Source organism: Serratia sp. N21D137, assembly GCF_047530005.1.
GTDB classification, from domain to species: Bacteria; Pseudomonadota; Gammaproteobacteria; order Enterobacterales; family Enterobacteriaceae; genus Chania; species Chania fonticola_B.
In genome coordinates, this window is sequence record NZ_JBLJAJ010000001.1 from 35,047 (window position 1) to 60,431 (window position 25,385).

Consider the following 25,385-nt stretch of genomic DNA (forward strand, 5'->3'; position numbering starts at 1 on the left):
AAATAAAACCTGCTAACGATTGAGTGTAAAATGCTTGATGACACAAACTACGATCAATATAGTCGCAGTTAAAGATTGAGCCAATTTACAGATGAAACAACAGCGGAGTGACTGCATGAAACAACAAATTCTTATCCTGGGTGCCGGTTTTGCAGGGATGTGGGCGGCATTGAGCGCTGCACGATTAACCGATCTCTATGGTCGTCACGATATCGAGATCACCGTGCTGTCCCCTCAGGCAGAGCTGCGTATTCGCCCCCGTTTCTATGAGTCCGAGGTGGAGAACTACGCCGCTCCGCTGCTGCCATTATTCGCAGTAACCGGGGTAAAATTTGTCGCCGGGGTTGCCAGTGAGATTGATAGCGCCAGCCAGCAGGTTTGGTACCACAACGAACAGAACCAACTGACTGCCGTACGTTACGATCGCCTGATCATGGCGACCGGTAGCCACATCGCTCATACCTTGCCTGGAGCACAACAGTACGCCTTCGACGTCGATAAAATGGAGAACGCAGCCCGCCTGGAGCAGCATCTTGATGCGTTGGCCGAGCAGCCTGAGAGCGCCGCACGTAATACCGTCATCGTTTGTGGCGGCGGCTTTACCGGTATTGAGGTGGCCACCGAAATGCCTGCACGCTTACGGGCGATCCTCGGTGACTCTGCTGCAATTCGTGTGATTGTTGTCGACCGCAGCCCGGTGGCGGGGGGCCGTTACAGCGAGCAACTGCGCGACGTGATTAGCCAAGCCTCGCTAGAGTTAGGCGTCGAGTGGCGGCTGAATAGCGAGATTAAGGCCATTGATGAGAGCGGGCTGACGCTGAAAAACGACGAACATATCGCCTCCAGCACCGTGATTTTAACCGTGGGCGTACAGGCCAGCCCGTTAACCCGGCAAATCCCGGGTGAGCGCGATCCGCAAGGCAGACTGCACGTCGATCAGCACTTAAGAGTAATTGGGCAGAACGCGGTTTATGCCACCGGCGATGTCGCCTTTGCCCGCACTGACGATCAAGGCAATCACGCCCTGATGACCTGCCAGCACGCCATTATGTTAGGGCGCTTTGTCGGCCATAACGTCGCCGCCGATCTGATCGGTATTGACCCCTTGCCCTACCGCCAGGTGAATTACGTTACCTGTCTGGATCTTGGAGCATGGGGCGCGGTTTACAGCGAAGGTTGGGATCAGGTGGTGAAATTCACCCAAGAAGAGGCAAAGAAAATCAAAGTCTCCATTACCAACGAGTTGATCTATCCCCCACAGGCAGAACGTGAAGTAGCCTTTGCCGCCGCCGATCCGTTAGCCCCGTTTGTTTGATTGAAATCCGTTCCCTCACACAAGGTGAGGGAACGTCAGATCATGACTCCGGCTGCTCTGCCGCTTTCGCTACATGGCGTACATGCACGTCCATTTGCGGGAATGGAATACCGATCTGGTGAGCATCCAGCTGACGCTTGAAGTTTTCCATCAGATCAAAGTACACGTTCCAGTACTCGGCATTGGTGGTCCAGGAGCGAGTCACAAAGTTCAGTGAAGAAGGTGCCATTTCATTGAGGCGAACCGTCACGCCTTTATCGTGCATGATGCGCTTATCTGCCGCGATCACGTCGCCCAACACTTTCTTCACCAGATCGATATCGGCGTCATAGGCCACACCGACCACGATATCCACGCGGCGGTTTGGCTCACGGGAATAGTTGATGATATTGCCCGCGATGATTTTACCGTTCGGCACCACAATGGTTTTGTTATCTGAAGTACGCAGCGTGGTGGAGAAGATCTGCACCTGATCTACCGTACCAGAAACGCCACCTAAATCGACAAACTCACCAGCCCGCAGAGGGCGGAAGGCTACCAGCAGCACACCGGCCGCAAAGTTGGAAAGTGAACCTTGTAGTGCCAGCCCCACAGCCAAGCCAGCGGCACCCAGCACGGCAATCACTGAGGTGGTCTGGACACCAATACGCCCCAGCACCGCAATAAAGGTAAACGCCAGGATGCTGTAACGCGCCATCGCAGCCAGAAAATCTGCCACGGTGGCATCGATGCCACGCAGCTTCATCACGCGGCTGAGCGCATTACTCACTACGCGAGCCACCACTGAACCAATAATGAAAATCACGATCGCGGCAACAATATTCACCGCATACTGGATCAGCATATCCTGATGGTTGACTAGCCAACTGCTGGCATTGTTAATGCCTTCTACTACATTAAGTTCTTCCATTCTGACGTCCTACTTGACATCCCCGTGCGGGGAAAATGAGCAAAATATACTGGCAAAACAGGGCCAATAAACCAACCACAGCTAAGGGTAACCAACATTTTGCCGCAGTGCCAACCACTACGGGTAAAATTTTCCATCGGTTTTACCGGGTATAACCTGAATAAATCTCGGGTTAACCTGATTTCAACTATGATAGAAATGAATTTACGGGACAAGGAGAGCTTATCGTGATCGCCATTTCCACCTCGCTTAAACACTATTGGCAAGTACGCCCCAGATTATTGATTTCGTTAGGCGTGGGGCTTCTGTGCGTCGGGCTGCTTCCGGCTCATCTCTTCTGGCTGCAACGGTTGATCATTGGTTGGAACGTGATGGCATGGATCTATTTACTGTGCCTTTGGCACCTGATGCTGGGCTGCACGCCACAACGTACCCGGCAATTGGCACGCAAGCAGGACGAGAGTGCCAGCCAGGTATTGGCGCTGGTCACTTTAGGCTGCGTGGTGAGCATTCTGGCCATCCTGTTCGAATTGAGCACCGCCAAACACGTCAGCGGCACGTTGAAAACGCTGCATCTGGCCCTGACCGGCTCCACACTGGTAGTTTCCTGGCTGCTGTTACCCACGGCCTTCACCATGCACTACGCCCACCTGTTTTACCACCAGCGGGCCGATACGGAGGTGTTACCGCTATTGTTCCCCGGCAAGCTGACGGAGCCAAACTATTGGGACTTCGCCTATTTCTCCTTCACCATTGCCGTGGCTACCCAAACCGCCGACGTGGCAGTGGGCACCGCAGACGTGCGTAAAATCACCCTGTTGCAATCGGTGATCGCTTTTGTCTTCAATATCTTGATCCTGGGGCTGTCGATTAACGTCGGGGCGGGATTATTGGGGTAGCTGACTGGGTTAATGGGTGCCTGGATAGCTTTGCACAAAAAAAGAAAAGGCTCCCTCGGGAGCCTTTTAGCAACATGAACGGAGGGACGCTATTACAGCACGTCTACCGCGTTCAGTTCTTTGAATGCCAGTTCCAGACGGGTGATCATGGAAGTCTGGGCAGCACGAGTCCATACGCGTGGATCGTAGTATTTCTTGTTCGGCTTGTCGGCACCTTCTGGGTTACCCAGTTGGCCCTGCAGATAGCCTTCGTTCTTTTTGTAATAGTTCAGGATACCTTCCCAAGTTGCCCACTGGGTGTCGGTATCGATGTTCATTTTCACTACGCCGTAGCTGACCGCTTCTTTGATTTCTGCTGCGGTAGAACCTGAACCACCGTGGAACACGAAGTTCAACGCATTGTGCGGCAGGTTGTGTTTCTTGGAAACATAGTCCTGAGAATCACGCAGAATGGTTGGGGTCAGTTTCACGTTGCCTGGCTTGTAAACACCGTGTACGTTGCCGAAAGAGGCAGCGATGGTGAAGCGCGGGCTGATAGCGTTCAGTTTTTCGTACGCGTAATCAACGTCTTGTGGCTGAGTGTACAGGGAAGAAGCGTCCATGTGGCTGTTGTCTACGCCATCTTCTTCACCGCCGGTGCAGCCCAGTTCGATTTCCAGGGTCATACCGATCTTCGCCATGCGGGTCAGGTACTTACTGCAAATTTCGATGTTTTCTTCCAGTGACTCTTCAGACAGGTCGATCATGTGTGAAGAGAACAGTGGCTTACCGGTCGCCGCGAAGTGCTTCTCACCCGCGTCCAACAGGCCGTCTAACCATGGCAGCAGTTTCTTCGCGCAGTGGTCAGTGTGCAGTATCACTGGCACGCCGTAATGCTCAGCCATCTGATGCACGTGATGTGCGCCAGAGATTGCGCCCAGGATCGCAGCACCTTGTGGCACGTCAGTTTTGATACCTTTACCCGCGATAAAGCCAGCACCGCCGTTAGAGAACTGAACGATTACTGGAGCACGCACCTTGGCTGCTGTTTCCAGCACTGCGTTGATGGAGTCGGTACCCACGCAGTTTACCGCTGGCAGTGCAAAGTTGTTCTCTTTGGCAACTGCGAAGACTTTCTGCACGTCATCACCTGTGATGACACCTGGTTTTACGAAATCAAAAATTTTAGACATTAGACGTTGTCCTGTTTCGTTGGCCGTATACCCGTCGTCTTGCAAGCTACAACCTGCAAGCTAGTGGTAGCGATGGATAAATAGCGATTTTTTACTCCCACAGCCAAGCTGGGGAGCATAAACAAACGGGCGGCTTGCGCCCCCCGTTATCTGAATTACTGCTTAGCGCGCTCTTCCAGCATCACTACTGCAGGCAGAGGTTTCCCTTCAACGAATTCCAGGAAGGCGCCGCCGCCGGTAGAGATGTAGGAAATTTTGTCAGCGATACCGAACAGATCGATAGCTGCCAGAGTGTCGCCGCCGCCTGCAATGGAGAAGGCTTCGCTATCTGCGATAGCGCGTGCAACGATTTCGGTGCCACGACGGAAGTTAGGGAACTCGAATACGCCAACCGGGCCATTCCACAGAATGGTTTTGGCGTTCTTCAGGATCACGGCCAGACGCTCGGCAGAGACGTCGCCCATATCCAGAATTTGCTCGTTGTCCTGGATCTCGTTGGCCTGCTTCACAGTGGCCACTGCGGTTTCAGAGAACTCGGTTGCTACGCGTACGTCGGTTGGCACCGGAATATCGCAGGTTTCCAACAGTTTTTGCGCGTTCGGGATCAGATCCGGTTCGTACAGGGACTGCCCCACGTTATTCCCTTGCGCCGCCACGAAGGTGTTAGCGATGCCGCCACCCACGATCAGTTGATCGGCGATCTTGGACAGAGAATCCAGCACGGTCAGTTTGGTAGACACTTTAGAACCACCAACGATGGCCACCATTGGGCGAGCCGGGTTACCCAGCGCTTTGCCCAGGGCTTCCAGTTCCGCAGACAGCAGCGGGCCTGCACAGGCAACCGGAGCAAATTTGCCCACGCCATGTGTAGAAGCCTGTGCACGGTGTGCGGTACCAAAGGCATCCATCACATACACGTCGCACAGCGCAGCATATTTCTTGGACAGCACTTCGTCGTCTTTCTTCTCGCCTTTGTTGAAGCGAACGTTTTCCAGAACAACCAGTTCACCTTCTGCAACGTCAACGCCTTCCAGATAATCCTTCGCCAGACGGACTGGGGATTTCAGATGCTCTTTCAGGTAGTTGACCACTGGCAGCAGGGAGAATTCTTCGTTGTACTCGCCTTCGGTAGGACGACCCAGGTGGGAAGTTACCATCACGCGGGCGCCTTGTTTCAGCGCAGCTTCGATAGTCGGCAGGGAGGCACGGATACGCGCATCGGAAGTCACTTTACCGTCTTTCACTGGTACGTTCAGATCGGAACGGATCAGAACGCGTTTACCCGCCAGATCCAGATCGGTCATCTTAATTACAGACATGGTGAACCCTCTTTGTTGATTCTCTATAAAGTTGCCTGAGCGACGCATCAACACCACGTTGATAGCGCCTTACTAGAAACCGCTTGCGGCCATTGCCCGTGTTGTATCCAACATCCGGTTGGCAAAGCCCCATTCGTTATCACACCAGACCAAGGTCTTGATCAGGTGCTGTCCGCTGACCCGGGTTTGCGTCCCATCAACGATGGCGCTGTGCGGGTCATGGTTAAAATCAATCGAGACTAATGGTAGTTCTGTATAGTCAACTATACCACGAAATGATCCCTGTGCCGCCTTTTGCAACAGCTGGTTTACCTCTGTGACCAACACCTTCGAGCTTACGCTGACGCTAAGATCGATGGCCGTTACGTTGATCGTCGGCACCCGCACGGAGATCGCTTCGAAACGATCGCAAAACTGCGGGAAGATGCGCGTAATGCCCGCTGCCAGCTTGGTGTCGACCGGTATAATCGACTGGCTCGCCGCGCGGGTACGCCGCAAATCCTGATGATAGGCGTCTATCACCGGCTGATCGTTCATCGAGGAGTGGATGGTGGTTACCGTGCCGGACTCAATGCTGTAGGCATCGTCCAACAGCTTGATAATCGGAATAATGCAGTTGGTGGTACAGGAGGCGTTGGACACGATGCGATGCTCGCCACGCAGCGTTTGGTGGTTAACCCCAAACACGATGGTTGCATCCAGATCGTTACCGCCCGGATGGGCAAACAGCACCTTTTTTGCCCCTGCCGCCAGATGAGCTTCGCCATCTGCCCTGCTGCCGTACACACCGCTGCAATCCAGCACCACATCCACGCCCAGTTCGCCCCAGGGCAACTGGTCCAGCGCTGGCTGATGCAACAAACGAATGCTGTCATCCCCCACGCTCAACACGTCACATTCCTGGCGCACATCCCAGGCAAAGCGGCCGTGGCTGGAGTCATATTTCAGCAGGTGGGCCATCCCCTCGGCATGTGCCAGTTCGTTGATGGCGACGACGGAAATTTCGGCGCGTCGTCCCGATTCGTACAGTGCGCGTAAAACGCTGCGGCCAATACGGCCAAAGCCGTTTATCGCTATGCGGATGGTCATGCTACTCCCTGAAAAAGGGCGCTCCCTGACGGTGGTGTTCCACTTCAAGGATCGCGCAGACTGATTATCTCGCCTAGAGTACTTTAGCGTACTGCCTGCTGTGAATCGCTGCTTTGCATTATTCGTCAAAACCCCGTTGCTCATCGCAACCGCTCACTCTGCATTTCCACTAACAACAGTGATAACTGAAACGCTTCAGCCGAGCATAAACCAAAGTTTTACCAAAAGGAACAGGTGCAATGCGCTGCCTGTCATGTCGAGGGGACTTTGCGAAAATAAAATGATCTAGCGCACATTTTTACCCTCAGCCCCCGCTAGCCGAATTGAGTTCGAATGCGCAAATGACTTGCCGCTAACGCCAAGACCACCATAATAGACCCTGCGTTTGTTAGGTGAAGCAAATGCTGATGGGTCTAACTCTCTTTCTTTTGTGGTTAATGTTATTTACAAGGAACCAAAATGAGTGAAATCAAAGTAGTCGCCCTGATCAAAGCCATGCCGGAACACCGTGCTGCGGTAGACAAAGCGGTACGCGCCATGGTCGCCCCGAGCCGTTCCGAGCCGGGCTGTATCCAATATGATTTGCATGAAGAGCAGGGCCATCCGGGCGCTTTCGTATTTATCGAACGCTGGACTTCTGAGCAAGCGCTGAAAGAGCACATGGCAATGTCTTACCACGATGCCTTCCTGGCCGAATTGGAAGGGAAACTGGTCAGTCTTGAAGTGAAAAAACTGACTCAGCTGTAATTGTAATGATTAGGGGCGCTGTTCGGCGCGCCCCTTCACACTCTATCAATGGCAAACCATTTCAGTTAATCAGCCCTTGGGGAAAATCCACAGATGTTCGGCGGGCAGAGACAGCGTACACATCTCTTGGCCACGGCCTTCTGTGCCATAGGCGCGAACCACAAAGTCCTCTGCTACCGTGCGGAACAAATATTCCCAACGATCGCCTAGGTACATGCTGGTCAGCAGAGGTAACGCGATCTGATTGCCTTGCGGATCTTCCCCCAAGCGTACGCGCTCAACGCGGATCACCGCCGTTGCTTCCTGCCCGGTAGTTAGCCCAGCCCCGGCCTTGCCCCACAGCGCCCAGTCTTTACCTTCGATCCGCGCGTTGCCTTCACGGATCTCCGTCACCTTGCCAAACAGCCGGTTGTTGCTACCCATAAATTCGGCGGTGAACAGCGTGGCTGGTGAGCCGTACATTTCCTGTGGCGTGCCCTGCTGTTCAATCTTGCCGTTATTGAGCAGCAGTATCCGATCGGAGATCGCCATCGCTTCGTTCTGATCGTGGGTTACCATCAGCGCAGAAAGGCCCAGTTTGATGATCAGCTCACGCAGGAACACCCGTGCTTCCTCGCGCAGCTTGGCGTCCAGGTTAGATAGCGGCTCATCCAGCAAGATCACCGGTGGGTTATAGACCAGCGCACGGCCAATCGCCACGCGCTGCTGCTGACCACCGGAAAGCTGATGGGGATGGCGCTTACCCAACTGCCCCAAACCGAGTTGCTCAAGTACCGCCTGCACACGCTGAGTTATTTCCCCCGCAGGCGTTTTGCGTAATTTCAGCGGATAGGCCACGTTATCAAACACGGTTTTGTGGGGCCATAACGCATAGGATTGAAACACCAGGCCCAGATTGCGTTCTTCCGCCGGGATCTCGCTGCGTGCCGTGCCGTCATAGACGGTATTGTTGCCAATGACGATTTTCCCCTGGGTAGGTTTTTCCAACCCGGCCACCGCGCGCAGCAAGGTGGTTTTGCCACTGCCTGACGGCCCGAGTAGTGAAACCACCTCCCCCCGTTTGAGCTGCATGGAAACGCCCTTCAATACCGGGTTATCGCCGTAGGTCAGATGCAGGTTATCTACTGAAAGCTCAATCATGGATTTTCACTCCAAATCGCAGGGCAATCCCTAGTCCTAACACGACCAGAAGGATGTTAATAAAAGAGAGCGCGGCGACAATATCGATCGCCCCCGCCGCCCACAGGGAAACCAGCATGGAACCTATGGTTTCCGTACCCGGAGACAGCAGATAGACCCCGGTGGAATATTCACGTTCGAAGATCAGGAACATCAGCAGCCAGGAACCAATCAGGCCGTAACGGGAGAGCGGGATCGTCACATGGCGCGTGATCTGCCCGCGAGAGGCTCCGGTGCTGCGCGCAGCCTCCTCCAACTCGGGAGCAACCTGCAACAGCGTCGATGAGATCAGCCGCAGGCCATAAGCCATCCATACCACGGTGTAAGCCAGCCAGACGCTGAAGATGGTGCTGCGCAGGGAGCGTAGCCACACCACCAGGTTTTCACGTAACCATTCGGCGATCGGCAGTGCGGAGAGCCAACCGGCTTTTAGCGATTTATCCAGCCACATCGGCAGGAACAAGAACACCCACAGGAAGGCCAGGCCTGCCAGTAAGCCAGGCACGGCTCGCGGCACCAGTACGCTGTAATCCAGAAAACGGGTCACGCCGTCAGGTTTACGGTGCATCGCAATGCCGATAAACAGATAACACACCACCGCCAGCGCACCACCGAACACCCCGATCGCCATCGAGTTGACAATCGCCCGCAGCAGGTTGGGCTGCTGCCAAATAGTGCGGAAGGTGTTGAGCGACAGCTCATCCCAAATGGAAACCCCGACGCCCCAGTTGGAGATAAAGGCACGCAGCACCACGCCCACCAGCGGAACACCGATGGTCACGGTAAGCCACAAGACCACCACGCCACCGGCGACCCAGCGCCATTTACCCAAGGGCAATGCACGGGCCTGTGAGGCTTTTCCCTTGACCGTGACAAAGCGGTTGGCGGTACGCATCAGACGCCGTTGCAGCATCACCAGCGGAATGGTGATGCAGATCAACACCACTGCCACCGCCGCCATCAGATGGTAAGACGGCGTGCCCAGCTTGTTGGTCAGTTGATACAGGTAAGTCGCCAGCACCAGGTTACCTTCCGGATCGCCCAGCACCAGCATCAGCCCAAACACTTCCAGCCCCAGGAAGAACAGCAACACGCTGGCATACAGGATCGACGGGCGTACCATAGGCAAGCTGACGGCAGTCATCACCTGTAGCGGAGAAGCCCCGGCGGTGCGGGCTGCCTCTTCGACATCCGATCCGACGCTGCGCAGTGCCGATGAAATATAGAGATAAGCGTGGGGAACGTGCGTCAGCCCGGCGATCACCACGATGCTGCCCATCGCATAGATATTCCAGGGCACAAAACCCAGCAAGGATTCCGCCCACAGCGAGAAGAAACCGACCGGCCCGGCGGCCACCACGTAGCCAAAGCCCAACACCATCGGCGAGACGAAGATCGGTACCAGGATCAGCGGTTCAATAAAGCGGCGGCCCGGCAGATCGGTTCTTACCATCAAGAACGCCAGCACACCGCCTAACGGAATGGAGATGACCACCAGACCAAATGCCAGAATAAATCCACTTTTCAGCGCTTTGTAGAAATCCGGGTCGGTAAAGATAAAGCGGAATGCCTCAAGGCTGAACACCTTGGAAGGCGAGAAAAACGGCGCGGAAAGGAAGCTTTGGATCACGATAAACGACAGTGGTACGTAGATAACCAGCGCGGTTATCAGCACCACCAAGCCGCGCGGCAGACTCTGCCACTTGTTGCGCAATGCTTTCATAGACTGTCCCGATGGTGATATCCCCTGCATCCTGAGATGCACCGGGGTAGAATTCCCTGTTCATGCTGAAGGATAACGCAGGAGAGTGTAGCTCTGTGCATTTCCCCTCACCCTAACCCTCTCCCACAGGGAGAGGGGCAACAATGGTTAGCATGCCCCCTAATCCCATCATCACTTCGCAGCGGCGGTACGCCACTGTTTGATGTAGTCCAGGCGTTTGGTGGGTTCCAGATATTCCAGCAGGCTTTCGTCCACCGGGATCGGTTTCAACGCCTTACCCAACATCTGCGTCATGCCATCAATGTCGTTCTTGCCTTCGATATCGTTGCGGATGGAGGGGATATCCGCCTGGTTGGCCAGGATGTTCTGCCCTTGCTCAGACAGCACGTAGTTCACCCACAGTTTGGCCGCATTGCTGTTGGCCGCTTCCTGGCTGATAAAGGTCACGCGTGACAACACCAGCGTGTAGTCTTTGGGATACGAGATCCCGAGTGAAGGGTCGGTTTTGGCTCGCGCCTCGGCATAGGACCCCAGGATATTAAAGCCAATCAGGTTTTCGCCTGAGGAGACCCTTTCCATCATGGTGCCGGTGGAAGACTGCACGGCCAACCCACCCTTGGCGATATCGGCCAAGGTAGCGAAGTAGTTTGGATCGGCCTTAAAGTCTTGCACCGAAAGCATAAAGCCCAGGCCCGACTTTTCGATGTCATAGGTGGTGACTTTCTTTTTGAATTTATCCGGCTGGCTGGCAATCAGCTTGGCCAGCGCAGCATGGGAGTCAGGCACCTCACCCTGTGGGATCAGGCGCTTGTTGTAGATAAACACCACCGGCTCATAAGTCGTGCCATAGGCCTTATCTTTCCACACGGCCCATTTAGGCAGTTGCCCCAGCTCTGGCGAGGCATATTCCAGCGCATAGTCGGTGGCCAGCTTCAGCGCGGTATCCATCGAGGAACTCCACACCACGTCACCACTGGTGCCCCCAGCCGCCTGCTCGCTGATATAGCGGTTATACAGCTCGGTGCTGTTCATATCGTTGTATTCGACTTTGATGCCAGGATACAGCGCTTCAAATCCCTGGATCAGTGGCCCCGCGGCTTTGGTATCCGTGGTGGAATACACCACCACCTTGCCTTCTTTTTTCGCCGCATCGACAATCTTTTGATAATCGGCGGGGTAGCCTGCCGGGAACTGCGCGAAGGCCGGAGCAGAGATTAAGACGGCCGCTGTCGCCATGGATACGCCAATCTTTAAAAACATATCATTAACTCCTGGTTACATTTACAAAACCAAAAATTAACATATAGCGAATAGCGGTGGTTAAGCAACGCCGTTAATTCGCTATGTTGCTGTTTTGTGATGGTGGGCGATTTTTGGACAGCAACAGCCATGATTATCCAATCATTAAGGATTTCTTAATGTTGCATGAGTGTTGATGGAGAGAGGTGGTTGGCGGGGCGTCAAAAAATAAGGGGCGAATAATCGCCCCTCGTACAGTTAAAGCTCAGTCGTTATTTCAACAGCGCGTTAGCCTTGGCTACCACATTGTCAACGGTGAAACCGAACTCTTTGAACAATTGCTCTGCCGGAGCAGACTCACCAAAGGTGGTCATGCCCACGATGGCGCCGTTCAAGCCAACATACTTGTACCAGTAATCCGCGATACCCGCTTCCACCGCTACGCGAGCAGAAACTGCCGCTGGCAGCACAGATTCACGGTAGGCCGCGTCCTGCTTGTCGAAGGCGTCGGTAGACGGCATGGAGACCACTCGCACTTTACGCCCTTCGGCGGTCAGTTTGTCGGCAGCTTCAACGGTGATGCCCACTTCAGAACCGGTGGCAATCAGGATCACGTCCGGAGTACCTGCGCAGTCTTTCAGCACATAACCACCGCGATAAACGTTCGCCAACTGCTCGGCGGTACGTGGCTGCTGGGTCAGGTTCTGACGGGAGAACACCAGCGTAGTCGGGCCATCATTGCGTTCGATGCCGTACTGCCAGGCGATAGCCGATTCAACCTGGTCACAAGGACGCCAGGTGCTCATGTTCGGGGTCACACGCAGGCTGGCCAACTGCTCAACCGGCTGGTGCGTCGGGCCATCTTCACCCAGACCGATAGAGTCGTGGGTGTAAACGAACACGTTGCGGATTTTCATCAGCGCAGCCATACGCACCGCGTTACGGGCGTATTCCACGAACATCAGGAAGGTTGCAGAGTACGGCAGGAAACCACCGTGCAGCGCGATACCGTTGGTGATAGCGGTCATGCCGAATTCGCGCACGCCATAATGGATGTAGTTACCTGCCAGGTCGTCACCCAGAGACTTGGAGCCGGACCACATGGTCAGGTTGCTTGGTGCCAGGTCCGCAGAACCACCGAGGAATTCAGGCAGCAGTTTGCCGAAGGCTTCCAGTGAGTTCTGTGATGCCTTACGGCTGGCGATGTTGGCTGGGTTAGCCTGCAACTGCTCAACGAATTTCTTCGCTTCCGCTTTCCAGTTGGCTGGCAGTTCACCGCTGGTGCGGCGTTTGAACTCTGCGGCCAGTTCCGGGAAGGCTTTGGTATAAGCGGCCAGTTTCTCGTTCCAGGCGGCTTCTTTAGCCTTACCAGCTTCTTTGGCATCCCACTGGGCATAAATGTCCTGCGGGATTTCGAAGGCGGCGTATTTCCAGCCCAGAGCTTCACGGGTAGCCGCAACTTCGGCTGCACCCAGTGGTGCACCGTGGGAATCATGGGTGCCCGCTTTGTGTGGTGAACCGAAGCCAATCACGGTTTTGCACATCAGCAGGGAAGGTTTGTCGGTGACCTTATGGGCTTCTTCGATCGCGGCTTTGATAGAGTCGCTGTTGTGGCCGTCAACGCCACGCACCACGTGCCAGCCATAGGCTTCGAAACGCTTGGCGGTATCGTCGGTGAACCAGCCTTCAACGTGGCCGTCGATGGAGATACCGTTGTCATCATAGAACGCCGTCAGTTTACCCAGCTTCATGGTACCCGCCAGGGAACAGACTTCGTGAGAGATGCCTTCCATCATGCAACCATCGCCCATAAAGGCATAGGTGTGGTGGTCAACAATCTCGTGGCCCGGGCGGTTGAACTGCGCGGCCAGCGTACGTTCGGCAATGGCGAAACCGATCGCGTTGGCGATCCCCTGGCCCAGTGGGCCGGTGGTGGTTTCTACGCCTGGGGTATAACCATATTCTGGGTGACCCGGAGTTTTGGAATGCAGCTGACGGAAGTTTTCCAGCTCGCTCATCGGCAGATCGTAGCCGGTGAGGTGCAACAGGCTATAAATCAGCATGGAGCCATGGCCGTTGGACAGCACGAAGCGGTCACGGTCAGCCCAGTGCGGGTTGGTAGGGTTGTGGTTCAGGTAGTCACGCCACAGGACTTCGGCGATATCAGCCATGCCCATAGGGGCGCCCGGGTGGCCGGAATTTGCTTTTTGAACGGCGTCCATACTGAGTGCGCGGATGGCGTTGGCAAGCTCTTTACGAGAGGACATGTTTTACTCCAGGTCGGATTAAAAAAGCGATCAAGATTTCTATTTTCTCAGACTCGGCATTGAAACAGCAATCCCTAATACCGAATGAGAGCGAGTTCATCACTAATGCGCACGTTCGGGACACATTTCGGAATATAGCTATTTCGGCCAAGCCTGCCGTACACTAGGCTATGCGCAGAATAATGGCAGCAGATCCCCCCTTAACTATCACAGGACGATAGAACGATGAAAATCCGTACTTCTTTGATTGCACTGAGCATTACTGCTTTATTGAGCGGCTGTCAAAACCTTAATACCGATACCCTACTACAATCCGGCGCCCAGGCCTACCAGGCGGCGACGCTGAGCGATAGCGACGTCAAGGCACTCAGTGATAAATCCTGTGCAGAGATGGATAGCAAGGAGCAAATCGCGCCAGCAAGCAGCGACTATACCAAGCGCCTGAACAAGATTGCCGCCGCGTTGGGGGATAACATCAACGGTACCCCTGCAAACTACAAGGTTTACGTGACCAAAGACGTCAATGCCTGGGCGATGGCCAACGGCTGTATCCGCGTCTACAGCGGCCTGATGGACATGATGGATGATAACGAAGTCGAAGGCGTACTGGGCCATGAAATGGGCCACGTTGCGCTGGGCCACACTCGTAAAGCCATGCAGGTCGCTTATGGGACAGTGGCATTACGTACCGCAGCATCTTCAGCTGGCGGCGTAGCAGCCTCACTGTCTCAGTCGCAGTTGGCCGATCTGGGCGAAAAACTGGTCAATGCCCAGTTCTCACAAAAACAGGAAAGTGAAGCGGATGATTACTCGTTCGATCTGCTGAAGAAACGCGGCATCAATCCAGAAGGTCTGGCTACCAGTTTCGATAAACTGGCGAAATTAGACGGTGGTCATGAAAGCAGCATGTTTGACAGCCACCCAACTTCCGAAGCCCGTGCCAAGCACATTCGCGATCGCATCGCCGCTGGTAAGTAACGCTATGTTCCCTCTCTTGGGAGTACACCTCTGGAGAGAGGGAACCGAGTAAGCAATCAGTACAGCTTCTGCGGTGGGCCAGCGAAGGTCAACGGCCCAACGCTTTTCATATCAACCTCTACCACCGATGGCCCAGGGTAATTAATCGCCTCCGCCAGCACGCCGCCAAACTGCGCAGCATCGCTTACTTTCCAGGCTTTCAGCCCCATCGCCTCTGCTACCTGGCAGAACGCCGGAGTATGCAATTCGTTATAATACTGGCGTCCAGAGAAATACTTGTCCTGAATGCCACGCATCACGCCATAACCGCCGTCGTTCATGATCAGCAAGGTGATATTGGCCTGCTCCTGCGCCATGGTTGCCAGTTCTCCCAGACCCAGCGCCAAACCGCCGTCCCCGACCAAGCCAACCACCTTACGCTGCGGGTTGGCAATGGCCGTGCCGATCGCCATCGGTAACCCCATGCCGATCGCTCCTGCCAGCGAGTGAATATTGCATAAAGGCGAGATGGCCCGGAACAGGCGGCTACCCCATACACTGCCAGAAACGGTGATATCACGTACCAGCAGGCCATCCTGCGGCAGCGCGGCGGCGATGGCATCGTTCAGTTTGGCATATTCACCAGACTGCTGGCGCAGCGCCGTTTCGGCCAACTCAACCGCACGGCCAATCTCCGCATCCCACTCGGCATTCACCTTCTCGCCGGGGGCCAGGCGTGCTGCCAGCGCACTCAGTAAAGCGGAACAGTCGCCATAAACCTGTTCATCCGCCAGATAATTGCGGTTGGCTGCTGCCGGATCGATATCAATCTGTACCAGCGGACGCGGCAGAGGGAGTGACCAGGTACGAGTTTCGTTACTCCGCAGGCGGGAACCGGCCACCAGCGTCAAATCACACTGCGTCAGGATCGCCTCAACGCTTGGTGAGTTGTGGAAGGCCCGCAGGCTGCGCGGATGGCTATCCGGTAAAATCCCACGCCCATGGGTGCTGGAGATCACTACCACACCGGCATCCGCCAACTGTTTCACCGCCTCACGACAGGCCAGCGCACCACCACCAACCCATAGCAATGGACGTTTGGCGCGTTTTACTAGCTGATAAAGACGCTCAACCGCAGCTTCATCCGCAGCAGGCAGAGCAGGAGGCGGTACCACCTTCCCTACCAGGCTGGCGGGGACCAGGCTGTTCTGAATATCGATCGGGATCTCTACCGCCACCGGGCCACAAGGCACAGTCTGCGCATCCAGAATGGCGCGCTGGATCACCGCGACCGCCTGCTCCGGCGAGTTCACCCGGTAAGCCTGTGTAGAACAGGCGCGCAGGAAGCCTAGTTGATCCTTGGTTTCATGGATAAACCCGGCATCCGCATCCAGGTAGGCTTTCTCTACCTGCCCGGTGATATGCAACAGCGGCGTATTGGCATTCAGCGCTTCAATCATCGCACCGACGGCGTTACCCGCTCCGGCACCGGTACTTGTCAGCGCCACCCCCAAGCCAGAAAAGCGCCCGTGGGCATCGGCCATGGTTACAGCACCTGCCTCACCGCGCGCCGGTACAAAACGGATCGCGCCACGCTGCCCAACGGCATCGGCAATCGGCAGATTGTGGATCGAGATGATGCCGTACATTGCCGCCACCTCGTACTGTTCCAACGTTCGGGCTATCGCCTCACCAACCGTAATTTTTTCGCTCATCATCTGCCTTCTTATTGTCTTTGATCGTAGGGTACGTCAGTCGCTCCAGCGGTTAGGCTGATTGCTGAGGGAGAGATACAAACTCTTTTGCTGCATATAGGCCTGGATGCCATGCAGGCCCTTTTCGCGCCCTAGGCCGCTTTGTTTAAAGCCACCAAACGGTGTGGAAATCGAGAATGTCTTGTAGGTATTGATCCAGACGGTGCCGGTTTCCAGCTGTTCTGCCAGCGCCATCGAGCGGGCAAAATCACGGCTCCAGATCCCGGCAGCCAGGCCATAGATCGAGTCGTTGGCCTGTTCGATCAGCTGCTGTTCATCATCAAACGGCATCACCACCAGCACCGGGCCAAAGATCTCTTCCTGGCAGGTGCGGGCACTGTTACTCAGCCCTTCAATAATGGTCGGCAGGTAATAGCTGCCCTGGGCCAACTGCGGATCGGCAGGAACTTCACCACCAATGAGCACCCGGCCCCCTTCCTGCTGGGCCAAGGCCACGTAATCCGCCACGCTCTGGCGATGCTTGTCGCTGATCAGCGGGCCGAGGTGCACACCGGCTTGCAGCGGGTTACCAATACGCAGTCCGGCGGTCAGCTCGCATAAACGGGTCAACAGCGGCTGATACAGCGAGCGGTGCACAAACAGCCGTGAACCGGCGATACACGCCTGCCCGGCCGAGCTGAAAATGCCATAACAAATACCACGCGCCGCCTGTTCCAGATCCGCATCTTCCAGCACGATGGTGGGCGACTTGCCCCCCAACTCTAACGATGTAGGGATCAGTTTTTCTGCGGCAATATGCGCCAAATGACGGCCAGTGGAGGTCCCGCCGGTGAAGGAGATCTTTTTCACCAACGGATGGCGAGCCAAGGCTTCACCAATCACCGAGCCCTTGCCCGGCAATACGCTGAGCAAGCCAGCAGGCAAGCCTGCCTGTTCAAACAGTTCGGCCAGTTTCAGCGCCATTAACGGCGTAGCCTCTGCCGGTTTCAGTACCACCGCATTCCCTGCCGCCAGCGCCGGAGCCACCTTCTGCATTTCACTGGCAATCGGTGAGTTCCACGGCGTGATCGCCGCTATCACGCCCAACGGCTGATACTGGCTTAGCGTCATCGCATCACGGTTACGCTGGGTGGGAAGCTCTCCCTCCAACACCTCGCAGGCGGCAGCAAAATAGCGAGCCGTGGCCGCCGCACTCATGACCAGACCACGGGTTTCCGCCAGCGGTTTGCCATTGTCACGGGTTTGCAACTGCGCCAGGGCTTCCACTTGTTCAGTAATCAAATCGCTGACGCGATGCAGGATCGCCGCGCGCTGATGCGGCACCAATCCACGCCAGCTCGGCTCGCGCCAGGCTTTTTCTGCCGCCGCAACCGCCTCATTCACATCCTCGACGTTGGCCGCTCGCAGGCGAGCATTCACGCTGCCATCCGCCGGGAAAACTGAACTCATCTCTTCGCCGCGCCCTTCGCACCAGCGGCCGGCAAGAAAAATCTTTAACGTTTCCATGCTTTGCTCCTGCCATTCAGGCAATAAAACCGCCGTCCACCAAACTGCGGCAGGCTTGTACCGCACTCAGTGCCGCCAGCGTTGACGTTTTCGGGTTGCTGGCCAGCGGGGTGCCGCACAGCTCAATCTGGAACTCGCCAAACTGACCACACACCTGTAGGCGGTGAGTATTACGTTGAGTATGAGGATCTACCTGTAAGCGTACCCGCGTGGCGTCCATCCCCAAGCCATGCAGCGCAATAGTGGCCGCTACGTTGGCGTTGGCCGGGAACAGGCTTGCGGCTTCACGTGCCGATCCTTCAAAGAACACCTGCGCTTCGCTGACGGCATCCAGATTAATCAGCTTTTCCGCCGGGCTGCCGCGCCAACTGGCCGGGCTTTTGCTGGACTGGTAGGTCACGCTGTCCAACCCGCCTTCTCGCGCCGAAGCCAGACCATCCATACCCGCCACCGCCCCAGACAGCACGATCAGCCGCCCGTGGTAGCGTGAGCAGGCCTGCTGCAAACGCAGTTGCAATGCGGCATCGGCCAGGGCGCCAGTAGAGATCACCGCCAGCCGCCAGCCACGCTTAACGATAGCCTCACCAAACTCGGCGACCGCCTGCTGGCTGGCACACTCCAGCACCAAATCTGGTTGCTCGGTACACTGGTCAGGATGGGCCAGCGCCTGCACCTGTCCGGCAAACGCTGCGTCGATCTCGGCATGATGCGTTTCCCGTGCCACGATCCAACCGACTGCCACGCCCTCCGGCAGGCGCGCCAGCACCTCTTTTGCCATCGCGCCATAGCCAATCATCATGATCTTCTTCATCTTTTCAGTCCCGTCAGAGATGGCGATTGAAACCGCCGGAAACGTCCAGCGCCGCACCGGTGGTAAATGAGGCCAGGGGGGAGGCTAAAAACAGCAGCGCCCGTGCCGGTTCCTGCGGTTTACCCAAACGCCCCATTGGGATGCCACGCCGCTCGGCAATCGCCGCCGTCCACTGTTCCCAGCTTTGTTGTTGATCCTGGCGTTCGGCAAAGCGCCGCCGCCATTGGCCCGACTCCACCATGCCCAGCAGGATGGAATTGACGCGAACCCCTTTGCTCACCAGCTCTTTCGATAAGGTCAGCGTCATGTTGAGCAACGCGGCACGGGCTGCCGAGGTGGCAATCATGTGCTCTTCCGGCTGTAGAGCCAGCAGTGAGTTAACGCAGGTAATGGAGGCGATATCCGAGCGCTCCAACGCCGGTAAAAAGGCCTGCACCGGGTTGATCACACCGAACAGTTTCAGCTCTGCCTCATGCAACCAGGCTTCGCGCGGTGTCTGATCGAAATGTGCCACAAACCCCTGCCCGGCGTTGTTGATTAACATATCCACTGCGCCAAAATGCGTGCTGACCTGCTCGGCAAACTTGGCAACCTGCTCGGCGTCGAGCACGTCGCAACGTAACGCCAGGATCTCCGCCTGCGGGAACTCTTCACGCAGGCTAGCCTCGGCGCTGGCCAGTTTGTCCTGATTGCGACCACAGAAAGCGACTTTCGCTCCTTCGGCCAGCAACAGACGCAGCGTTTCAAAACCGATCCCCGAGGATCCTCCGGTGACCACCGCCACTCGCCGTTCAATCTGAAAATTCATGGTTGGATTGCCCCCGTAAAGTCCTGCAAATAGCGGTTAAACCGCGCTGGCGCATCGAGATAGCTGGCATGCCCCGCGGCATCAATCAGACGCATTGTCGCATCATGCTGTTGCGCCAACGTTGCGGCTCCTTCCGGCGGCGTGATGCGATCGACACTGCCACACCACACCTGTAACGGGCCGCGATAGCGCACCAGGTAGCGGTTGATATCGTCATTGGCCAGCATCCAGGCGGCGCTGAGAAAACCAGCCGGATCAAGTTGCTGCATACCGCTGCGTACCCAGGCAATATCCTGTGGTTCCGCATCGTCACGCAGCAATGCTGCCGCACGCTGTTCACCGTAGCCCTGTGGGCCAAGCGTTTCGATCATCTGTTTGCGTTGGCCAAACACCTGCTGGCGTTTTTCCAGCGGCGCAGTGGCATAACCCTGAGCCGGGTCGGCCAGTACCAGTCCACTCAACCCATCCGGGTTGGCAGCGGCAAAGGCACTGCCGATCAACGCACCGAGCGAATGCCCCACGATCAGCGGCTGTTGCAACTGCAACTCGGCGATCAGCTCCACCAGCGCGTTGGCATAAGCGGCAGCATCTGGCTGTGCCTGTGCCAGCGCTGCGCTACCGCCATAACCCGGAGCATCCCAGGCAATCAGGCGGTGGCCGTCGGTCAGGGCGCGATCGCTGAACTGCTTCACCCACGAAGCAGAACCGGAACTGATGCCATGCAGCAGCACTACTGCCCGACCATGCCCGGCTTCACGCCAACTTAGCCGCTGGCCTCCACAATCCGCCTGCTGGCGTTCCGGTAAGCCGTTCATCAGTTGCGCTTCACTTTCGACAACGGATGATCGGCCGGGTAAGTCGGGGTTTCCGGCTTGGCAGTACCGAGCATCACGCACATCAGCGCTTCCTCTTCGCCGTGATTGAACAGGCCGCGATAAACCCCCGCCGGGACAGAAATCAGATCGCGCTCTTTCAGGATGGTTTCGTAATACTCTTCGCCGTCCTGGATCATCAGCGTGATTTTGCCCTTGAGCATAAAGAACACTTCTTCAACGTCGTCATGCAGGTGCAATGGCCCTTCACATTTCGACGGCAGCACCATGGTGGAGAAGGTAAAGTTCCCCGCCGGAATGGTGTTGGTGTCGCTGACGACGCCGGTGGCACCGGTGCCGATATAGCGCATCTGCGCACGGCGGTACTTCGGATCGTAATCGGCCTGGAACTTCAGCGCGTTCCAGTCATATTTACGGCCTTCAAAACGGGCGATACGCGATTCCACCCAGTTTTCCATCGTCAGATCCTGCGGCTTGATGCCGGCTTTATTCTCAACCTGGGACATGTTGTCTCTCCTTCGTTGCATAAATACTTATTCAGTAACGGCAGCAGAATGGCGCAGCCGACAAAGGCCATCACCACCAGGAACAGCAAACCGTTATCCATATTGCCGGTGGCGGCGATCAGAGCCCCCATCAGCACCGGTGCCAATGCGCCGGCAAAATTACCCAATCCGTTAAACACCCCACCAGCGGTAGCGCTCACCCGGCTGCTGGTGGCCTTGGCCAACAGCGCGAAGATGTTTGGCGCGCCGGCTCCCCACATAAAGGTGCTGAAGGACATGGCGGCGATCACGCTGTAGGTGCCCTGCATATACAGAACGACACCCAAACCGATCCCGGCACCGCACAGCGAGATGAAACAGGCCAACGCGCGGCGATCCATCTTGTCCGACAGCCAGGCCCCCACCACCTCGCCAAGCAACATGGCAATAAACGGCAGTGATGACAGGTATCCGGCGTGCTCCAGATGAATGCCTTTGCCTTCGATCAGATAGCTCGGCAGCCAGCCGTTCATGCCCCACAGGTAGGTGAGAAACGCGATGTTAAACAGGCAAATCATCCAAAAATGCGGGGTGCTGAACAGTTCGCGGCGCAGCTGCTTACGCTCGGCAACGGCCGGTTTACTGGTGTTGCTGGCCGCCGGACGTGCCACGTTAAGGTGACGCATACCAAACAGCACCAGCAACATCACCGGCACGGTCAGAAATGCCATAAAGAAGAAGGTGGTTTCCCAGTTAAAGCGGCTGAGAATGAACAGCGTGACCGGGAAGCCCAGTGCTGCGCCAATCGGGGTTCCCAGCAGCCACAGCATGGTGGCTCGCGCCTGGAGACGTTGCGGAAAAGCCTGGCGCACGATGGCATAGGCCATTGGCAACAGCGGCCCTTCGGCGATGCCCAGCAGGATACGCAGCGTCATCATGGTGTGATAAGAGCGCGTCATCCCCATCAGCACCATCAGTACGCCCCAGGTCACCATCATGCCAATCAGCACCTTGACCGGATTGAGCCGATCGCCAATGCCGCTCAACAGCATCGAAGAGAAGCCGTAGGAGAACAAAAAGGCGCTCATCAGCAGCCCGAGCCGGGTGGGATCAAAGCCGATGCCCATCGCCTGCTGAAACTCGTGGTCAGAAAACAGCGCAGCAATGCTGATCTTGTCGAAAAACGCCAGCAATACGCAGGCAAACAGGGCTGCCGGCACCGACCAACGCACGCTGGTTGGTGAATTTTCGGCAACAGCATCCCCCACCCGACCACTGCGGGCGTCAATATCTTGCGTAGTCATAAAACGCTCCCTTTGGGTCGGGCGTTATTTCAACGCCATCAGAGAAAATTCCACATCCGCCAGTTGCTGCGGATCCAGTACCCGGCCGCTGGCCAGCCAGCGTTTACCCAGCTTGATGGTGCGCGCGTCGTTAAACGCCACCAGTTGCACCAGTTGCCGATCGGCATTCAGGGTGAAGAACAGTTGTGACTGCGGCGTACGGCGCACTATCTGGTGAACGCCGCCGGTAGGGACGCCCAGGATTTGGATATTGGCGTCGTATTGATCCGACCACAGCCAGGCAACATCATCGTAAGGTGCGGCAAACGCATCCAACATCGCGCAAGCGGTGCTGATCGCCTGATTCTGTGCGTAGGCCCAGGATTGCAGACACAGGCCGAGAGTGGGATGGCGCGCAACATCGCCTGCAGCAAAAATGGCCGGGTGGCTGGTACGCCCTTGCCCATCTACGACGATCCCGCCCTCAAGCTTCAGCCCGGCGCTGAGGGCCAGTTCCAGATTCAGTTCAACGCCAATGCCAACGACCACCAGGTCGAAGGGCTGCGCAGCACTGCTGGCGCTGCCAATCCAGGCTTCACCCTCGCGATCTTCAAGCGTGATTTCGCCGCAGTCGCAATGCACGGTGACGCCTTGCTGTTGATGCAGTTCCAACAATGCCTGGGAAACGCTAGCCCCTACGCTACGCATACACAGCGCGGGTTGGCGCTCAAACACCGTCACGTCAACACCCAGCTTGCGGGCAGAGGCGGCAATCTCCAGCCCGATCCAGCCACCACCCACAATCGCCAGCTTTTGACATTGCTGTAGGCCCTGGCGCAGGCGTGCCGCATCATCCCAGGAACGCAGTGTCATCACTCGCGGGTGCTTGGCCCAGTTCGCATCAGGCAGCCGTGGTCGGCCACCAGTCGCAATCAGCAGTTGATCAAACTGCAGCTGGCTGCCGTCGCTGAGCGTGACGATTTGCTGCTGCCCGTCGATGGCTTCGGCACGTAGCGGGCGGTGCCAATCGATATTCATCCTGGCCACCACCTCTTCACTGAACAGGCGGCTGAGTGGCGCATTGCCATCCAACAGCGCCGCCTTGGAGAGCGGTGGGCGTTCGTAAAAATCATAAGGCTCGTCACTGATCACCGACAGCTTGCCGCTATAACCGCGATCGCGCAGCGTTTTCGCAGCCCAACCACCAGCCTGGCCGCCGCCGATAATGACAATGCCTGCACGGGTTGATTGACTCATACCGCCCCCGGCTTCTTATGTTGGCAGCGGGTATCGTGATCGATCCCGCCTTCAACCGCCCATTCGGTAAACGACACCAGAGAATGCTCCAGCTCACGCGGCTGCCAGTTTTCCGTCAGGTAATCATCATTGGTGTAATACTCAAAGGCACCGCCGGTCGGGCTGTTGACGTACCAAAAATAAGCCGAGGAGATCGGGTGGCGGCCTGGGCCTATAAAGGTGCTCCACTGCTCTTTATTCATCGCGATGCCGCCGCCGATCACTTCATGGATATCGCGTACGGTGAAGGCGACATGGTTCAGACCCCGTGGGCGGTTAGGCAGTTTCAGCAGGAACAGGTTGTGATGGCCACCGCGTGCCTGGGTGCGCAGGAAGACGGCGCGATCGATATAGCGGTCGGAAACCTGGAAACCAAGCAGATCGCAGTAGAAGCGTTCGGTAGCAGCCAAATCCTCAACGAAGAACACTACGTGGCCAATATTGACCGGCTCGGCTTTGGCATAAACCGGGCTAGGCTGGTCGATGCGGCGTACATCGCCCCATTGGTTGATCGGCGAAACGGGCAGCTCCACCGGTTGCTGCGCAGTAACGGCAAAACGCAGCGTCATACCGTTGGGATCGCGGCATTCCAACTCTTCGCCGACGTGGCGAAAGCCAGGCATCTGCGCCAACAGGGGTTGCAACGCAGCCAGTGCCGCAGGGCTTTCAACTGCCCAGGTCATACGGCGCAAGGTAGAACCCGCTTCAAACGCGGCCGGTAAGACCTCGCTGTCTTGCAGATACAGCACCACGCTAGCCCCGCTCAACGTGGTAAATTCACGGCGCGGTTCGCCCCAATGCTGTAGCGTTGGTTGCAGACCGAAGTCCTGCATAAACTTTTCGCACGTTGGCAGATCTTCAACGCCAAATTCCAGCTTTTCGATTCCGGTTATGCTCATTATTGTGCCTCACGTTCTCGCTGAATGCGTTTTTCAGGCATGATCGACCCCGGCCCATGAAACTCATGAGTCTTATCCCTGCCTGAGTGATTGGTAGTGGGCGAATAGCTTCGCCCAGACAACAAAGCGTTCGGCTAGTTAGCCGACGTTAGCCTGCGGTGGCGCACCCAACAGGCCGGAAATTTTCACCGAAGCGTCCCGGACTTCCATGCGCAACCGCTCGCGATCGGCCTTTGGGATCTCATCGGACGGCACCATAATGCTGACCACCGCTTCCACCCGCTGCTCGCGGTTAAAGATCGGATAGACTATCGAGGAAATGCCGTGGCGGTAGAAGGATTCGCCAATCACATAGCCACGGGCCTTATCCTGCTGCACCATCTGCCACAGCGCTTCGCGATTGGCCGGTGTCCCTGGAGCCGCATCGGGCAAGGCTTCATGCGGGAACAGGCGTTCAAACTCTTCCCGGCTGGTGCTGGTCAGCAGCATCCGGCCAAGCGAGGTACGGTGCACCGGTAAACGGGTGCCGACACTGACCTGGTTGATCTGCGAGCCAGCCGCGCTGACGCGGGCGATATAGATCACATCATGCCCATCGCGGATCGCCAGATGGCTGCTGCATTGACTGCGATCGCGCAATTGCTCGATCACCGGTTGACCAGCCTGGGCCACGTCCAGCGAGGCGATATATTCAAAGCCCAGACGCAGCACTTTGATCCCCAACGCAAAGGTATTGGTGCGCGGATTGCGCTCCAAAAAACCCAGATGCTCCAGCGTTTGCACCACGCGGTAGGCGGTTGCCTTTGGCATATCGACCAGGCGATGTAATTCTGCAAAGGTCATTTCCTTATGCTGCTCGCCGAAGGCCAGCAGCAGTTGTAACCCGCGATCCAGCCCCGGGATCAGATATTTACACGCTTGGTCGTCTGCCAT

Annotated in this window: 21 protein-coding genes and 1 pseudogene; 4 read left to right on the top strand and 18 right to left on the bottom strand. The window is 56.5% G+C overall.

Annotation, left to right across the window (positions count from 1 at the left end):
- Positions 1-115 precede the first annotated feature (115 nt).
- On the top strand, positions 116-1,315 hold the full coding sequence (locus ACMV5H_RS00180; RefSeq protein WP_414821281.1) for an NAD(P)/FAD-dependent oxidoreductase: 1,200 nt from the start codon (positions 116-118) through the stop codon (positions 1,313-1,315).
- A 40-nt stretch (positions 1,316-1,355) separates the two neighbouring features.
- Here ACMV5H_RS00180 and mscS read toward each other — a convergent pair whose 3' ends face one another.
- Positions 1,356-2,225 (bottom strand): small-conductance mechanosensitive channel MscS, encoded by an 870-nt coding sequence (gene mscS, locus ACMV5H_RS00185; RefSeq protein ID WP_059201699.1) that lies wholly within the window; start codon positions 2,223-2,225, stop codon positions 1,356-1,358.
- Between the two features lie 230 nt (positions 2,226-2,455).
- Here mscS and ACMV5H_RS00190 point away from each other — a divergent pair, with 230 nt between their 5' ends.
- Positions 2,456-3,124 carry a DUF1345 domain-containing protein gene (locus ACMV5H_RS00190; RefSeq protein WP_037375815.1) on the top strand — a complete coding sequence of 223 codons (669 nt, stop codon included), beginning with the start codon at positions 2,456-2,458 and terminating at the stop codon, positions 3,122-3,124.
- Positions 3,125-3,216: 92 nt separating this feature from the next.
- On the opposite strand, the gene fbaA is transcribed toward ACMV5H_RS00190, so the two are convergent.
- From fbaA to epd, 3 genes are all read right to left on the bottom strand, one after another.
- Positions 3,217-4,296 carry a class II fructose-bisphosphate aldolase gene (gene fbaA, locus ACMV5H_RS00195; protein ID WP_021179781.1) on the bottom strand — a complete coding sequence of 360 codons (1,080 nt, stop codon included), beginning with the start codon at positions 4,294-4,296 and terminating at the stop codon, positions 3,217-3,219.
- A 155-nt stretch (positions 4,297-4,451) separates the two neighbouring features.
- Positions 4,452-5,615: a phosphoglycerate kinase gene (gene pgk, locus ACMV5H_RS00200; RefSeq protein ID WP_037375818.1), complete on the bottom strand. Its 1,164-nt coding sequence runs from the start codon at positions 5,613-5,615 to the stop codon at positions 4,452-4,454.
- 72 nt (positions 5,616-5,687) lie between these two features.
- A complete protein-coding gene (gene epd / locus ACMV5H_RS00205) occupies positions 5,688-6,704 on the bottom strand; it encodes an erythrose-4-phosphate dehydrogenase (RefSeq protein ID WP_059201700.1) in 1,017 nt (338 codons plus the stop codon).
- A 459-nt stretch (positions 6,705-7,163) separates the two neighbouring features.
- On the opposite strand from epd, the gene ACMV5H_RS00210 reads away from it, so the two are divergent.
- Positions 7,164-7,451, top strand: coding sequence for a putative quinol monooxygenase (locus ACMV5H_RS00210; protein ID WP_021806219.1), 288 nt, complete (start codon positions 7,164-7,166; stop codon positions 7,449-7,451).
- A gap of 69 nt (positions 7,452-7,520) precedes the next feature.
- Here the strand turns inward: ACMV5H_RS00210 and ACMV5H_RS00215 are convergent, their stop codons facing one another.
- From ACMV5H_RS00215 to tkt, 4 genes are all read right to left on the bottom strand, one after another.
- Positions 7,521-8,591: an ABC transporter ATP-binding protein gene (locus ACMV5H_RS00215; RefSeq protein WP_115159292.1), complete on the bottom strand. Its 1,071-nt coding sequence runs from the start codon at positions 8,589-8,591 to the stop codon at positions 7,521-7,523.
- Positions 8,584-10,353: an ABC transporter permease gene (locus tag ACMV5H_RS00220; RefSeq protein WP_074029700.1), complete on the bottom strand. Its 1,770-nt coding sequence runs from the start codon at positions 10,351-10,353 to the stop codon at positions 8,584-8,586. The genes ACMV5H_RS00215 and ACMV5H_RS00220 overlap by 8 nt, the downstream gene beginning before the upstream one ends.
- A 171-nt stretch (positions 10,354-10,524) precedes the next feature.
- The gene (locus tag ACMV5H_RS00225) at positions 10,525-11,589 is read right to left on the bottom strand and encodes an ABC transporter substrate-binding protein (protein WP_371822718.1); all 1,065 of its coding nucleotides are present in this window, start codon (positions 11,587-11,589) and stop codon (positions 10,525-10,527) included.
- 275 nt (positions 11,590-11,864) lie between these two features.
- Positions 11,865-13,859: a transketolase gene (gene tkt / locus ACMV5H_RS00230; RefSeq protein ID WP_037375718.1), complete on the bottom strand. Its 1,995-nt coding sequence runs from the start codon at positions 13,857-13,859 to the stop codon at positions 11,865-11,867.
- Positions 13,860-14,084: 225 nt separating this feature from the next.
- Here tkt and ACMV5H_RS00235 point away from each other — a divergent pair, with 225 nt between their 5' ends.
- The gene (locus ACMV5H_RS00235) at positions 14,085-14,837 is read left to right on the top strand and encodes a M48 family metallopeptidase (RefSeq protein ID WP_021179773.1); all 753 of its coding nucleotides are present in this window, start codon (positions 14,085-14,087) and stop codon (positions 14,835-14,837) included.
- Positions 14,838-14,893: 56 nt separating this feature from the next.
- Here the strand turns inward: ACMV5H_RS00235 and ACMV5H_RS00240 are convergent, their stop codons facing one another.
- From ACMV5H_RS00240 to ACMV5H_RS00285, 10 genes and pseudogenes are all read right to left on the bottom strand, one after another.
- Positions 14,894-16,531 (bottom strand): thiamine pyrophosphate-binding protein, encoded by a 1,638-nt coding sequence (locus ACMV5H_RS00240; protein WP_414821363.1) that lies wholly within the window; start codon positions 16,529-16,531, stop codon positions 14,894-14,896.
- A 36-nt stretch (positions 16,532-16,567) separates the two neighbouring features.
- Positions 16,568-18,037 carry an aldehyde dehydrogenase gene (locus ACMV5H_RS00245; RefSeq protein WP_021806224.1) on the bottom strand — a complete coding sequence of 490 codons (1,470 nt, stop codon included), beginning with the start codon at positions 18,035-18,037 and terminating at the stop codon, positions 16,568-16,570.
- Positions 18,038-18,053: 16 nt separating this feature from the next.
- On the bottom strand, positions 18,054-18,848 hold the full coding sequence (locus tag ACMV5H_RS00250; RefSeq protein ID WP_021806225.1) for an aspartate dehydrogenase: 795 nt from the start codon (positions 18,846-18,848) through the stop codon (positions 18,054-18,056).
- A gap of 13 nt (positions 18,849-18,861) precedes the next feature.
- Complete coding sequence (locus ACMV5H_RS00255; protein WP_021806226.1) at positions 18,862-19,656, bottom strand: SDR family oxidoreductase; 795 nt, start codon at positions 19,654-19,656, stop codon at positions 18,862-18,864.
- Complete coding sequence (locus ACMV5H_RS00260; protein ID WP_115159296.1) at positions 19,653-20,471, bottom strand: alpha/beta fold hydrolase; 819 nt, start codon at positions 20,469-20,471, stop codon at positions 19,653-19,655. Before ACMV5H_RS00260 ends, ACMV5H_RS00255 begins: the two co-directional genes overlap by 4 nt.
- Positions 20,471-20,995: a cupin domain-containing protein gene (locus ACMV5H_RS00265; protein WP_021806228.1), complete on the bottom strand. Its 525-nt coding sequence runs from the start codon at positions 20,993-20,995 to the stop codon at positions 20,471-20,473. The genes ACMV5H_RS00260 and ACMV5H_RS00265 overlap by 1 nt, the downstream gene beginning before the upstream one ends.
- A gap of 23 nt (positions 20,996-21,018) precedes the next feature.
- A pseudogene (locus ACMV5H_RS00270) lies at positions 21,019-22,278 on the bottom strand (MFS transporter); the annotation flags it as partial.
- Positions 22,279-22,302: 24 nt separating this feature from the next.
- A complete protein-coding gene (locus ACMV5H_RS00275) occupies positions 22,303-23,514 on the bottom strand; it encodes an NAD(P)/FAD-dependent oxidoreductase (RefSeq protein WP_414821282.1) in 1,212 nt (403 codons plus the stop codon).
- On the bottom strand, positions 23,511-24,452 hold the full coding sequence (locus ACMV5H_RS00280; protein ID WP_414821283.1) for a VOC family protein: 942 nt from the start codon (positions 24,450-24,452) through the stop codon (positions 23,511-23,513). The genes ACMV5H_RS00275 and ACMV5H_RS00280 overlap by 4 nt, the downstream gene beginning before the upstream one ends.
- Before the next feature lie 138 nt (positions 24,453-24,590).
- Positions 24,591-25,385, bottom strand: coding sequence for an IclR family transcriptional regulator (locus tag ACMV5H_RS00285; protein ID WP_021179763.1), 795 nt, complete (start codon positions 25,383-25,385; stop codon positions 24,591-24,593).

Bases quoted from the DNA above. Each gene is read 5' to 3' on its own strand.
- epd (WP_059201700.1), bottom strand. From the start codon at position 6,704: ATGACCATCCGCATAGCGATAAACGGCTTTGGCCGTATTGGCCGCAGC.
- mscS (WP_059201699.1), bottom strand. From the start codon at position 2,225: ATGGAAGAACTTAATGTAGTAGAAGGCATTAACAATGCCAGCAGTTGG.
- ACMV5H_RS00285 (WP_021179763.1), bottom strand. From the start codon at position 25,385: ATGGCAGACGACCAAGCGTGTAAATATCTGATCCCGGGGCTGGATCGC.
- ACMV5H_RS00265 (WP_021806228.1), bottom strand. From the start codon at position 20,995: ATGTCCCAGGTTGAGAATAAAGCCGGCATCAAGCCGCAGGATCTGACG.
- pgk (WP_037375818.1), bottom strand. From the start codon at position 5,615: ATGTCTGTAATTAAGATGACCGATCTGGATCTGGCGGGTAAACGCGTT.
- ACMV5H_RS00280 (WP_414821283.1), bottom strand. From the start codon at position 24,452: ATGAGCATAACCGGAATCGAAAAGCTGGAATTTGGCGTTGAAGATCTG.
- ACMV5H_RS00235 (WP_021179773.1), top strand. From the start codon at position 14,085: ATGAAAATCCGTACTTCTTTGATTGCACTGAGCATTACTGCTTTATTG.
- ACMV5H_RS00250 (WP_021806225.1), bottom strand. From the start codon at position 18,848: ATGAAGAAGATCATGATGATTGGCTATGGCGCGATGGCAAAAGAGGTG.
- ACMV5H_RS00225 (WP_371822718.1), bottom strand. From the start codon at position 11,589: ATGGCGACAGCGGCCGTCTTAATCTCTGCTCCGGCCTTCGCGCAGTTC.
- ACMV5H_RS00215 (WP_115159292.1), bottom strand. From the start codon at position 8,591: ATGATTGAGCTTTCAGTAGATAACCTGCATCTGACCTACGGCGATAAC.
- ACMV5H_RS00210 (WP_021806219.1), top strand. From the start codon at position 7,164: ATGAGTGAAATCAAAGTAGTCGCCCTGATCAAAGCCATGCCGGAACAC.
- ACMV5H_RS00260 (WP_115159296.1), bottom strand. From the start codon at position 20,471: ATGAACGGCTTACCGGAACGCCAGCAGGCGGATTGTGGAGGCCAGCGG.
- ACMV5H_RS00275 (WP_414821282.1), bottom strand. From the start codon at position 23,514: ATGAGTCAATCAACCCGTGCAGGCATTGTCATTATCGGCGGCGGCCAG.
- ACMV5H_RS00240 (WP_414821363.1), bottom strand. From the start codon at position 16,531: ATGAGCGAAAAAATTACGGTTGGTGAGGCGATAGCCCGAACGTTGGAA.
- fbaA (WP_021179781.1), bottom strand. From the start codon at position 4,296: ATGTCTAAAATTTTTGATTTCGTAAAACCAGGTGTCATCACAGGTGAT.
- tkt (WP_037375718.1), bottom strand. From the start codon at position 13,859: ATGTCCTCTCGTAAAGAGCTTGCCAACGCCATCCGCGCACTCAGTATG.
- ACMV5H_RS00245 (WP_021806224.1), bottom strand. From the start codon at position 18,037: ATGGAAACGTTAAAGATTTTTCTTGCCGGCCGCTGGTGCGAAGGGCGC.
- ACMV5H_RS00255 (WP_021806226.1), bottom strand. From the start codon at position 19,656: ATGAATTTTCAGATTGAACGGCGAGTGGCGGTGGTCACCGGAGGATCC.
- ACMV5H_RS00220 (WP_074029700.1), bottom strand. From the start codon at position 10,353: ATGAAAGCATTGCGCAACAAGTGGCAGAGTCTGCCGCGCGGCTTGGTG.
- ACMV5H_RS00180 (WP_414821281.1), top strand. From the start codon at position 116: ATGAAACAACAAATTCTTATCCTGGGTGCCGGTTTTGCAGGGATGTGG.